Annotated in this window: 10 protein-coding genes and 1 riboswitch; of the genes, 4 read left to right on the top strand and 6 right to left on the bottom strand. The window is 37.2% G+C overall.

The features are described from left to right. Positions 1-204: 204 nt before the first annotated feature. The 5 genes from GH741_RS08580 to GH741_RS08560 form a co-directional block, all read right to left on the bottom strand. The gene (locus tag GH741_RS08580; RefSeq protein WP_153736386.1) at positions 205-1206 is read right to left on the bottom strand and encodes a LacI family DNA-binding transcriptional regulator; all 1002 of its coding nucleotides are present in this window, start codon (positions 1204-1206) and stop codon (positions 205-207) included. Positions 1207-1712: 506 nt separating this feature from the next. Then, positions 1713-2408: an iron-sulfur cluster repair di-iron protein gene (gene ric, locus GH741_RS08575; RefSeq protein WP_153736385.1), complete on the bottom strand. Its 696-nt coding sequence runs from the start codon at positions 2406-2408 to the stop codon at positions 1713-1715. Between the two features lie 743 nt (positions 2409-3151). Next, entirely contained in the window at positions 3152-3784 is a 633-nt protein-coding gene (gene kynB / locus GH741_RS08570; protein WP_153736384.1) for an arylformamidase, read from the bottom strand. 1 nt (position 3785) lies between these two features. Then, entirely contained in the window at positions 3786-5069 is a 1284-nt protein-coding gene (kynU, locus tag GH741_RS08565) for a kynureninase (protein ID WP_153736383.1), read from the bottom strand. A gap of 145 nt (positions 5070-5214) precedes the next feature. Continuing rightward, a complete protein-coding gene (locus GH741_RS08560; protein WP_338079311.1) occupies positions 5215-6315 on the bottom strand; it encodes a PRK06851 family protein in 1101 nt (366 codons plus the stop codon). A gap of 449 nt (positions 6316-6764) precedes the next feature. Here GH741_RS08560 and GH741_RS08555 point away from each other — a divergent pair, with 449 nt between their 5' ends. Further along, complete coding sequence (locus GH741_RS08555) at positions 6765-6938, top strand: aspartyl-phosphate phosphatase Spo0E family protein (protein ID WP_170287591.1); 174 nt, start codon at positions 6765-6767, stop codon at positions 6936-6938. A 16-nt stretch (positions 6939-6954) separates the two neighbouring features. Further along, positions 6955-7032: riboswitch (cyclic di-GMP riboswitch) on the top strand. Between the two features lie 131 nt (positions 7033-7163). Here the strand turns inward: GH741_RS08555 and GH741_RS08550 are convergent. Continuing rightward, positions 7164-7409 carry a GlsB/YeaQ/YmgE family stress response membrane protein gene (locus tag GH741_RS08550; protein WP_153736381.1) on the bottom strand — a complete coding sequence of 82 codons (246 nt, stop codon included), beginning with the start codon at positions 7407-7409 and terminating at the stop codon, positions 7164-7166. A gap of 328 nt (positions 7410-7737) precedes the next feature. On the opposite strand from GH741_RS08550, the gene GH741_RS08545 reads away from it, so the two are divergent. The 3 genes from GH741_RS08545 to GH741_RS08535 all read left to right on the top strand — a co-directional run bounded on the left by GH741_RS08545 (position 7738) and on the right by GH741_RS08535 (position 12106). Continuing rightward, a complete protein-coding gene (locus GH741_RS08545; RefSeq protein ID WP_153736380.1) occupies positions 7738-10089 on the top strand; it encodes an FdhF/YdeP family oxidoreductase in 2352 nt (783 codons plus the stop codon). Positions 10090-10106: 17 nt separating this feature from the next. Beyond that, the gene (gene fdhD, locus GH741_RS08540) at positions 10107-10904 is read left to right on the top strand and encodes a formate dehydrogenase accessory sulfurtransferase FdhD (protein ID WP_153736379.1); all 798 of its coding nucleotides are present in this window, start codon (positions 10107-10109) and stop codon (positions 10902-10904) included. Between the two features lie 248 nt (positions 10905-11152). Continuing rightward, on the top strand, positions 11153-12106 hold the full coding sequence (locus GH741_RS08535; RefSeq protein WP_338079310.1) for a ribose-phosphate diphosphokinase: 954 nt from the start codon (positions 11153-11155) through the stop codon (positions 12104-12106). Positions 12107-12402 lie beyond the last annotated feature (296 nt).

Raw genomic sequence — 12402 nt, 5'->3', positions numbered from 1 at the left:
ATTTTGCTTAAAACATGAAAAAATATGCTTTTTTAAGCAAAGTTAAGTACTGAAAACAAATTTAAAAAGGGTATTCCAAGCTCTTCTTGTGGATGTAATTTATGTAAAAAGCACACATGTTTTGTTTTTAATAACAATCACACCAAAAAAGAGTCAGCCGGTTAGCTAACTCTTACTTAAATCGAACTTATGTAGAAACTTCATCTAAGATTCACGGACAACTAACTCCGGTTCTACCAAGATTGGTTCAACTTCCTTATCGCTGTCAATTAAAGCTTGAAGCATTTTTGCAGCTAACTTACCTATCATTTCCTTATCCTGTTTAACAGTAGAAAGTCTCGGCATACTATAACGGCAAGCCTCTATATCATCGCAACCTACTAATCTAATATCCTTAGGTACCGACAACCCATGTTCCAGGATCGCACGCAATGCTCCAAGAGCCATTAAATCGGAAGTGGCGTAGACTGCACGTGGATAAGGCTTCTGTTTTAAGATTTGTTTCATTGCTTGATAGCCACTTTCATCAAAAAAGTCACCCTCCTGAATCCAATCCTCTACTATAGGAAGGGAGTGGTCAGTCATTGCCTCAAGGAAACCTTGCTTTCGAGTGGTTGCTACAAAAGAGTCTTGTTCACCACCAATATAGGCAATATCGGTAAGATCATTCATATAAAAGTGCTCTATAACTCTAGCAGAAAGTTTTTTATTATCCGTTGTTACGAAACTAGATTTAGGACCTTTTAATTCTATATCAACACCAACACAAGGGATCTCACTTTGAACTAGTTCATCAATTGTATCTTCTATATCATCACCAGCGATAATCAAACAACCATCGACATGGAAATGCCGGCATCTAGCTAAATAACTACCGTCATCTTGTTTGAACTGCTCGTTAGAGAAAAATAAAATGTCATAACCTAACAATCCAACGGCCTTCTTAAAAGAAGAAACTACTTGATTGAAAAACGGGTGGGTAAAATCTACGTTTATTTTTCCAGCATAAATCACCCCAATTAAGTTTGATTTCTTTGTCGCTAATGATTTAGCAGAAAATGTGGGTGAATAGCCAGTCTCATTTATAATAGCCATCACTTTCTTTTTGGTATTTTCGTTTACACCTGCATAATTATTTATTATTTTTGACACTGTAGCCCGAGAAACACCTGCCATATTCGCAATATCCTGTATAGTAAGACTCATCCTTAAATCCTTCCATTTCATAGTAGTTGAAAGCGCGATCATTTTATCATGACTAAAAATAGAAATCCTCATTCAATGGGCATCTTACGACCAAAGGCTATTGAATACGGTATTCGTTAACGTGTGATTTTGAATCATTATGTACACTACTATTATATCATATGTATGCCTAGGCTATGTATTTTAAAATAGTTGCTAATAGGCGTTCATAACTAAAAAACATTTAAAATAAAATAACGCACAAGATTTCAGTTAGTTAACCTGGGGAGGTCATCCTGAAAAATCATACGTTTTTTTATATATACTATTTATATCAATTAATCGGATAATTGTCATACATCCTAAGAATGAGATCATCTAGTGTTTTGGACTGAATTAGATGGTTTCAAAATATTACTTCTTTTGGATTTAACATTCTATAATCTTTTCCTGACAGCCAAAAACAGGATACTGATAATAGATCAGTAACCTGTTTCTCAGCTATAAACTATTTCCCTTTAGGTATATTAAGCCAATTTTTTAAATAAAATGTTATTTTCTAAGTGAATATGTTGGAATGTATCTCCTTCTAGTTCAGCTAACCTAGCATAGGTAATGCGGTATGAGTTACACGCATCAACTGGAGGTTCAAATCCATTTGTTATGTCATGCATTTGTTTTAGAAGATCTCCAGCTGTATCATGCTCTTCTTCCATAGCGGTATTTACAGTCCGGATTTTTTCTAACAGTTCTGGACTTGGATCCACATCATATTTTTTAATTAATGGAAATAAATCTTGTTCTTCTTTAACCATGTGTGATTCCAATTCCATTTTAAACGTATTGTAAAGCTTATGCAGATTGACCAAATGCGGGTGACTCCCACCATGAACACGATAAATCTTTGTTACAAATTGACCTAGTGCTGGCAATTCTTCAGTTAAGTACGCATGATGTGTATGAACAACGTGATCAACCAATTCTGAATTTGAAATTTGGTCCCAGTCAGTTTCCACGTTACCCTTACTTTTCCAATCCAGATAAGAGGCATTTAATTCACCTAAAATCGCACCTTCGTTCATATTCTTCTTAGCAAACACTTCAGCGAGTGGCTTATCTCCACCACAGCAAAAATCAATCCTATTCTTCTTAAACAAATCACTAGATTTCGGGAAAACTTTAACAATATCCGCCGGTGTATCATTTATTGTAAATGTAGTCATTTAAAATACCTCCTTAAGTTGTAATTTAACTATACTGCTTGTTACCTTTAAGTAACGTGAGCTAAATCACAGGGAGGGTGTGACTTTAATTCGAGTAGATTAGGACTTTTTAAAAATGAGTTTCTTAAAGCTGCTCTCTAAAAGATTGTTGTTTAAGACAGAATATCTATAAACTGTGGCGTAACTTACACCACTTCGGAAATACACTACGCTTTCCGCGGGCGGCTGTTGAGCCTCCTCGTGCTGCGCACTGTGGGGTCTCATCTATGCCTTTCCATCCCGCAGGAGTCTCCGTGTATTCCCTCCGTTGGGATCGTTTCGTTGTTAGATTACTACATTAAAACAAGTAACCTTGAAGATTACACAGGACTAGAATTAACTTCCTGAATCAACACTCACAAAGAAAATTGAACTTGATTTTCAAGGAGCGTACGTATTCTGCTACACTGGTAATAGTGTTCTGATTATCGAAGGATGAATTTTCCGCTATATCCGTCTTTTTTCATTATTGTTGTATTAAGATGATGATTGGAGCGTAGGGCAGTCGACTCCTGCGGGAAAAGCGACGGCTGAAAATCCCGCAGGAAGCGGTTTTCTTCCGAGGAAGTTGAAGCGTTGCCCGCGGAAAGCGACTGCCCGGAGCGCAAATCCAACTAGTATCCATATTACGTCGCAATTTACATCAACTGTGAAGAGTTAAAAGAAACAAACATTAGTGAAAAGAGTACAAGGTTTTGGCTCCCTTAATCTGTTGGCTGAATCACTGCCCTGACCGGACTGCCATCACCCTCTGCAATTGCAAGTGGCAAAGCAATCAGATTATAGTCTCCTTCAGGAACATCATCCAGCACAAGATTTTCCAAAATATAAATACCATGCTGATGTAGTGCATGATGGCACAACAAATCCTTACTATCAATTGGATCGACAGAAGGCATGTTAACTCCAAGTAGCTTTACTCCTTTTTCAACTAAAATTGGCACTATTTCTGGTTCTAACTTAGTTATTTTTTCAGGAAATAGTTCGGGCCTACTTTTTAATGAGGTCTTTAGTAATAGGCGTTCAACCCCATCTAACGAAAAATCCTCCAAAACACGACCATCAATAACATCCACATCTGATACATCGATTACCTTTGCTCGGCCAATATAATAATTAACATCCATATCTATTATTTTCTTGCCTTTGTTATCAAAGTGATACGGAGCATCGACATGTGTTCCTATATGGAGGCTTGTTGTCATTTGTCCAATATTAACAGAGCCCGTTTGTTCCTTAGAATATGTCAGTTGATTGGTAAAAGGTGTATCCTCTGGCCAATGGGCAATCGAATTGGTTAACGGTTGAGAAATATCTATCCATTTATTATTATTCATGCTAAGCCACAACTCCTCGATTATTGGAATAGTTTTTATATCTTTTGTCATCCATAATCTTCTTTAATTTTGTTATTGTAATAAAAATTTCCTCGAAGCTATTATATAGAGCTACTGGAGCTAACCTAATTCCATTTGGTGCACGAAAATCCGGGATAACTCCATCTGCTTTTAATGCCTTACAGATTCTTGCTGCTTCTTCGTGTTCGATGAAAACATGCGCCCCTCGTTGCTCTTCTGACAAAGGAGTTCCAACGACAAATCCGTAACCCTGTAATTCTTTACTAATTAAATTCAATAAATAATCGGTAAGCTTTAAGGATTTCGTTCTAATCCTTTCTATTCCAGCTTCTCGGAACATCTCAAGGGAACCAATTAATGGTGCTGCACTTAACACGTGTGGTGTACCAATTTGAAATGCACCAGCATCTGTCGCTGGTATCAATTCATGCTTCATATCGAATTGTTTTTCCTTGTCTGAACTAAACCAACCAGCAAGGCCAGGATTTTCACCAAAATGTTTTTCATTAACATAAAGCCCACCCAGACTACCAGGTCCTGCATTTAAATGCTTATAATTACACCAAAATGCAAAATCAACACCCCATTCATCGAGCTTGTGGGGAATTGCACCAATTGAATGACATAAGTCAAAGCCAATAATGATCCCATGTTTATGAGCGGCATCTGTCAACCTCTCCATATCCAAAATCTGTCCACTTCGATACAAAACACTCGGCAGGACAATGATTGCAATCTCATCTGTCATCGCAGCAATGATATCCTCTTCATTTATTGTATGCCCGTCCCTACTTTTCACTTGAATGAGATGATCATTTGCAGAATATCCCTTTAGTTGTAGCTGACTTTTTAATGCATATATATCAGAAGGAAAGTTTAATTCATCCGCTAGAATCTTAGTTCTAGATTCTTGTGGCTTATAAAAGGTCGCTACTAATTGATGCAAATTTACAGTAGTTGAACCGGTAACCACCACTTCCTTAGCATTTGCTCCAACGAGTGGTGCCATCTTCTCTCCTAGAGATTCTGATAAGTAATACCAAGGATTGTCCGTCTGTGTCCAAGCCTCAATAGCATTGTCTTTCCAAGCATTCATCACCATCTTAACTGATTTTTCTGCTCTCTTTGACAGCAATCCAAGTGAGTTTCCATCAAAATAGATGACACCTTCTTTTGTATAAAACTCATCTCGATAAGCATGTAACTCGTCTTGTTTATCCAATGTTTTTGCATATTCAAGCGAATAAATGTTAGTATCATTCATTTTATAATCCCCTATCGATATGTATTTCTACTTTTGATTGTATCGAAGTTAATCTGAATTTACTAACGTTCAGCGCCAAATATAAAAGCCGTTACTCAGGCATATGAGTAACGGCTTTTATAATAATCAACTTGTTAATAAGGGACTAAACCTTCTTTTCTTGATGCTCAACGGCTTTGTTGATATCCTCAAATATCCCATCTATAACTGAAAAATCAACCGCATCGACATAAATTTTTTCCAACTGATCATGAAGAACCTTCGCTTCCTCTAAATATAAAATGCCATCTTTCATTCGTTTTTTATACCGTTTGGTGACGTCAGTAATCTCTGCTTCATACTTCTCATCCGTACCAGGTGTGACTGTTTTTTCGTATAGATCTACAATCTCATCTCCATGCCTACTCGGGAAATATTCATGTGGATCTGTACTATCAAATACACATACTTTTAGTTCCCGAACAACTACCATGTCGATGCTTTCTGGATCAAAACCACAATGATACATCTCTACATCAAAACCGCGCTCTTCTGCTGCGGCCGCTACCTTTTTAAGTAATGTTGATTTCCCAGTACCCGCACGTCCTTTTATAAAATAGCGTTTAGATAAATCTGCAGTGATGTTAGGTATAAAATCAATGACTCCAGCTGGGGTAGAAGCTCCAAAAAAACGATGTCGGGTTTTTGAATTATCTGCTTGACTTTGCTTACCAACAAATATTTTGTCAATTAAATCGTTTGCGACGGCATTGGCTTTATCAAAATTCATCTCACTTATATAAATTTCTTCTAGATCATCATGTATTCGCAAACCATCTGTAAATGATTCATAGGCTGTTCGGTTAACTGTTCCAATAGTTTGTTGGAAATCTATTATTTCTTGTTGTTTAATTTTTAACTTAGACAAATCCCAAGCAGTTCCTAGATTCACATACTGCTCGACGGCACCAGGGGCAGTTGGTTCTAATACATGTGGTGCTGTACCATCGAAAATTCCAAACAATAGCTCTGGAATAATTAGACCGTCCAGGGTATCATTATCCGAAGCGCAATGGATAAGTTCCAAATGATAGCCCTTATCCCCCCATACATCAGCAAGCTTTTTGATCAGAGTTGACTTCCCATTTCCAGGCCCACCCTTTAAGATATAGACCGTTTCTAAGCCTTCCATGTTCGACTCATATAAACCATAAAATCCCTTTGCTGTATTTCCACCACAAAAGTAATTAATTGAGTTTTCAGTCACTACAAAGCACTCCTTTGTTAGATTATCTAACCTATTCTATGAAAAGATATGTAAGTAGGTGAATGTCCTATGTATTGAAGAATACTCATTTTAAACATATCTATAATAATCTTAAAACAAAGGCAGAAAGGGATAACTCACAAGTAAGTTACCTAAAAAAACAACCATTCCCCCCATTCTGGGAAATGGCTGTTTTCTGTAGTTGTTTATAAAAATCATTTAATTACAATTTATTCCATATTTCGGTACGTATGTTCAGAAAAAATTAGATTCGACAAAATTAGATAAATTCATCTGTTTACATATGATAGTAGCCATTATAGACTATATCTATAAACTATCAATTGTTCTACCACACCAACAAGGGAGTGAATAAGTAATTTTAAAATAGTACCGATCAACGGATCGGGTTTTTTATTTTATAATAATAAAGGATGGAGTTGCTTTTCTTGACCCAAACAAAAGTACGGGAAAAAAAAATGGAAATACTGCGATTAGAAATGTATCGTTGCTACCAAGAAAATCGTGATAGTGAGGAAGTTATCAAAGTCTCACAGGAATTAGACAAATTATTAAATGCATTTTTATCATTACCTAGCAAAGATAATGGACTAAATGACTAACTTTATATCCTATAATCACACGAAAAGGCAAGGCTTTTGGCGAAGCCACGCAAAACTATAGGGGCTAATTTTTTAGAGCCAGCCAGTTACCGAAAGGATTAGATCCTTCACGCTATATACTAGGAGGAATGGGTATGCTTCTTATAATAAATACAACCATAACGAAACAAGCACTCATTCGAAAGAGTGCTTGTTTTTAATATGTTGGAAATATGATTAGCAGTGCTATTTTACTGCTTTCACAATAAGACTTACAATGAAGATTAGAATAACAGCCCCGAGCAATGCTGGAATAATAGCGATACCTGCAAGAGTTGGTCCAATGTTACCTAACAACTCTCCACCTATCCAAGCACCAACAATACCTGCAATGATGTTACCGACAACTCCGGCTGGTAGGTCCTTTCCAAGAATAACTCCAGCTAACCAACCGATTAACCCACCAACTATTAAATACATAATTAATCCCATAAAATCTCACTCCCTTTATATTAGTTACCTTATTCAATTATTTAGTAAACTATAACTAATTACATGAGTAACGTGCTAAACTACTATCCCTTGATTAATACTTGATTACAAGCATATAATCCTAATACCCTTATAGTTAAAGTTAAAAACATTCGTTTGATCTTAGTTCTCACTTCTATTTAGTTGTGCTGTTATCAGTTTACACATTGATGCGTAAGCACTTACATGGTATGTTATTTTTATAAAAGAAAATGGAACTGCATCTTTACTTACACGTTTTTTCATTCTTGTTCAGCCTTACATATGTAAAAAAATGGAGGGGTTTCAGTTGGGGAAAACTAAGCATACCGGTCCAGTTAAATTAACTAAAATACCAGACCCGAAACACTGGGTTAGTAAGGTTCCGTTTGGATTAGGAAAAGTAAAACCACACCATATCCGAGAGACGATGAAAGTAGTTTGGGAGAATAAAGACAACCTTCCATATGCAACTCGCATTTTATCTAATGGAGTATGTGATGGCTGCGCACTCGGAGTGTCCGGGCTTCAAGATCAAACTTTAACAGGTCCACATTTATGTACGACTAGATTGAATGTCCTACGATTAAATACAATGCCTTCAATTAAAGAAGATATTTTACATGCTGATATTGATGAACTAAGAAAAATGTCTAGTACTGAACTTAGAAAGTTGGGGCGCATACCTTACCCGTTAATTCGTAAGCCCGGAGACCGAAGCTTTACGCGTCTTACATGGGATGAAGCTTTGGATACAATCGCTAAAAAGATGACAAAGCTTGATCCAAAACAATTTGCTTTTTACTTAACCTCTAGAGGGATCACAAACGAAACCTATTACACAGCAGGTAAAGTAGCTCGCTTCCTTGGAACAAATAATATTGATAATGCCTCTCGTATATGTCATTCTCCTTCTAAAACTGCTTTAAGTCGTTCAATTGGGGTTGGGGCTTCTACCTGTAATTACAAGGATTGGATTGGTACTGATGTCCTTGTCTTTTGGGGATCAGTTGCAGCCAATAACCAACCAGTATCAACCAAATACATGTATGCAGCAAAGCGCAAAGGCACAAAAATTATTATTATAAATCCATACTACGAGCCATCGATGGATCATTACTGGATTCCATCAATTCCGGACTCTGCATTGTTTGGAACAAAAATAGCTGATGATGTTTACCAGGTCAATATTGGTGGAGATATTGCTTTCATGCATGGAATTATAAAGCACTGGTTTGAGATGGAAGAAGTCGAATCTGGATCCGCCATTGACCATGATTTTGTCAATAAACATGCCAATGGAATCGAGGAATTAAAAGAAAAATCAGTAGCTTACGATTGGGATCAGCTTGTCCAATCTTCCGGATTATCAAAAGAGCGAATGGTTGAACTCGCTGAACTCCTCGCAAGGTCTAACTCAGCTGTATTCGTCTGGTCTATGGGACTAACCCAACATCGATTCGGGACTGACAATGTATCCCAAGTAGCTAACCTCGCCCTTCTTCGTGGATTTATCGGACGAGAGCATTGTGGATTAATGCCAATCAGGGGGCATTCCGGTGTCCAAGGCTCAGGCGAAATGGGCTCTGATCCATTTTCACTCCCTGGGGGAGGTATGGATGATGAAAATAAAACCCGAGTGCAGCAATATTGGGGATTTGAAATTCCTGAATGGCAGGGTGATATTGTTGGAGTTTCACTTGAAAATTCACTACTTCCAGAGGATCACGAAAGAAAGCTACAACTCTATTACATGTCAGGTGGGAACTTTTTAGAAACAATGCCAGACCCAGAGTTTGTTAAGCAGTGTCTAGAGAATCTTGATATTCGTGTCCATCAAGACATCATTCTTAATACATCCACTCTTGTCGACGCCAAGGAAGCAGTGATTGTTTTACCAGCAATGACTAGGTACGAACAACCAGGTGGTGGAACCTCTACCTCGACCGAGCGGATGGTTTATTTTTCTCCAGAAATTAAGGGACCTCGAATAGCAGAAGCTCGGAGTGAATGGGAAATCTATATTGATCTGGCAAAAAGGGTGAAGCCTGACCAATATGAGCTAGTAAACTTCCAATCTGCTAATAAAATTCGTGATGAAATTGCTATTACCGCGCCAAATTATAGTGGAATTCAAGAATTAAAAAATAGCGGGGATGTTTTTCAATGGGGTGGTGCCTGGTTATGTGAGGATGGAATATGCCCTACTCCCGATGGTAAAGGTAACCTTATAACCGTTGAAATCCCTGAACTAAGGAAACCAGAAGGACACTTTTATGTTACAACAAGGCGAGGTAAACAATTTAATTCAATGATTTATAATGACTCAGATCCTTTTAATGATGCGGATCGGTTTGATGTGTTGATGAATCAAGCAGATGGCCAAAAACACGGCATTAAAGAACAAGAGGCCATCGTCGTCTATAATCAATTTGGTACATTTAACGGCAGAGCAAAATTCGTTGAACTAAAATCCGAAAATATCGAAGTTCACTGGCCTGAAGGAAACACCCTTATTCCAAAGGGTGTTTATGAAAAATACGCTGGGATACCCGAATACAATACTACTGTTATCGTTGAGAGAGCGGAAACCTTTTATGCTCATAAGGATACTAAATACGCTGAAAAACGAATAGCAGAACTTGAGATGGATGTTAATTAATAAGGGACGGATAAATTATGAATGATAAAACCACAAGTAGCTGGAAGGTTTTTAAGTATGATGGGACTGATTTTTCCGAAGTTGAAGAAGAAATAGCGGTGGAATTCCCACTAACTATTTCAATAGATGAGATTGAATTTGCTACGATTGTCTGTACCCCGACAGACTTAGATGATCTAGTAATAGGCTTCCTCGCTTCAGAAGGAGTGATTCGTTTTTTACAGGAGATTAAATCAATTCAAATTGATAAAAATCGAGGTTTTGCCTATGTAGAACTAATTAACCCTATAGATGAAAGTAAATTCGATCATTCCAAACGGTTTATTGGATCATGTTGTGGAAAAAGCCGTCAATTCTATTTTAAAAGTGACGTGAAAACTGCCAAAACCGTAATGAGTCGTTCGACAATTACCATTGAACAGTGCGTGCATTTAATGAAACGACTACAAGCTCAATCGGACTCTTTCCAGAGAACAGGCGGTGTGCATAATGCAGCCCTTTGTAATTCTGGTGAAATAGTAACAATTAAAACCGACATTGGTAGACATAATGCTTTAGACAAACTGTATGGTCATGCCTTAAAAAGCAAACTAAAACTTAAAGATAATGTAATTGTTTTTAGTGGGCGCATTTCTTCCGAAGTATTATTAAAAGTTTCCAAAATTGGGATTGGCATTCTTATTTCTAAATCGGCTCCAACAGACTTAGCACTAAAGCTAGCTGACGAACTTGAAATTACTACGATTGGCTTTGCTAGAGGACAAAAGCTTAATGTATATACGCATCCAGAACGAATCTTAATGGAGGAAAACTAAATACCGTAACAGTAGAATGTTATATCGTTCATAGTGATTTAGCGTTTTTTTTTCATTATAATTCTGACCATCCTATTTAATTTCAAAAATTTCATCTATTGTGAGACGCTCAACTTGTCAACGCTTGTCGTTTTTGAGATGATAACAATATACTAATGAATTAATAGAAAAGGCATAAAATTGCCGATTTGCTGTCATAATTAGTAGTACATAAGAGAAATTGGTATTTATATAGGAGGATATTGGTCGTGTCAAACAACTATCAAAATACAAAACTGAAGGTATTCACCCTAAATTCAAACCCTTCGCTTGCAGAGGAAATTGCATCTAATATGGGACTGGAACTAGGACAATGTTCCGTTCAAACATTTAGTGACGGCGAGATTCAAATTAATATTGAAGAAAGTGTCCGTGGATGTGAGGTTTTCGTTATTCAATCCACATGTGAGCCTGTTAATCAAAATATTATGGAACTTTTAATTATGGTTGATGCGCTTAAACGTGCCTCAGTTGAGACAATCAATGTCGTCATTCCTTATTATGGTTATGCACGGCAGGACAGAAAAGCTCGTTCTAGGGAACCAATCACTGCCAAGCTTATTGCTGACTTAATTGAAACAGCTGGAGCAAATAGGGTGATAACATTAGACCTACATGCAACTCAAATTCAAGGTTTCTTCAATATACCGGTAGACCAATTAGTTGGTATCCCTATCCTATCCGATTACATCGAATCAAAGAATCTAGATGATATCGTTGTAGTGGCTCCAGATCACGGAAGTGTAAAAAGAGCCCGTCAATTGGCCGAACGACTAAAAGCTCCCATTGCTATCATTGATAAACGTAATCCAACCGATACCTTTGCTGGAGAAATAAATGTAGTTGGTCATATTGATGGAATGACAGCGATCCTTATTGATGACATTATCGATACTGGTACAAGGGTTACCAGTGGTACCAAAGCTTTAATAGAAAACGGAGCAAAAGAAGTTTACGCTTGTTCTACACATCCAGTCCTATCCGGAATGGCAATTGACAAGCTACAAAACTCGCAACTAAAAGAACTGATTGTTACAAATAGCATACCGCTTTCCGAGGATAAAAAAATTGATAAAATCACCGAACTAACAGTCGCTCCGTTAATAAGTGACGCAATTATTAGAGTTTATGAGCAACAATCTGTCAGTGTATTGTTTGATTAAACCCATATATTACAAAGAAACACCCCCTGAATTCAATTTATTCAGGAGGTGTTTTTTAAATAGACAATTATACCAACCGCTTCGGCAGAATACTTCGTAGCAATACATCGCAAATATTTTCGAGGAGTCTACGTATTCTGCCTACACTGGTAATAGCGTTCTAATTATCAAGGATAAAGTCCTTGGCTCTATGAGTAGAGGATTTTCCCCTTAATCAGAAATCTATTCTAAGATACGCAAACTCTACGCTTGTTTTTCTGGCTATATCCATCTTCCTTTCATTATTGTTGTAATAA

This window comes from Aquibacillus halophilus, assembly GCF_009649745.1.
Lineage (GTDB): Bacteria > Bacillota > Bacilli > Bacillales > Amphibacillaceae > Aquibacillus > Aquibacillus halophilus.
Note: the sequence above shows the minus strand (reverse complement) of the source record. Positions and strands in the feature narration are given on the sequence as shown.

Excerpts from the sequence above, each read along its gene's own strand:
- GH741_RS08580 (WP_153736386.1), bottom strand. The coding sequence starts at position 1,206 with ATGAGTCTTACTATACAGGATATTGCGAATATGGCAGGTGTTTCTCGG.
- ric (WP_153736385.1), bottom strand. The coding sequence starts at position 2,408 with ATGACTACATTTACAATAAATGATACACCGGCGGATATTGTTAAAGTT.
- GH741_RS08550 (WP_153736381.1), bottom strand. The coding sequence starts at position 7,409 with ATGGGATTAATTATGTATTTAATAGTTGGTGGGTTAATCGGTTGGTTA.
- kynU (WP_153736383.1), bottom strand. The coding sequence starts at position 5,069 with ATGAATGATACTAACATTTATTCGCTTGAATATGCAAAAACATTGGAT.
- fdhD (WP_153736379.1), top strand. The coding sequence starts at position 10,107 with ATGAATGATAAAACCACAAGTAGCTGGAAGGTTTTTAAGTATGATGGG.
- kynB (WP_153736384.1), bottom strand. The coding sequence starts at position 3,784 with ATGAATAATAATAAATGGATAGATATTTCTCAACCGTTAACCAATTCG.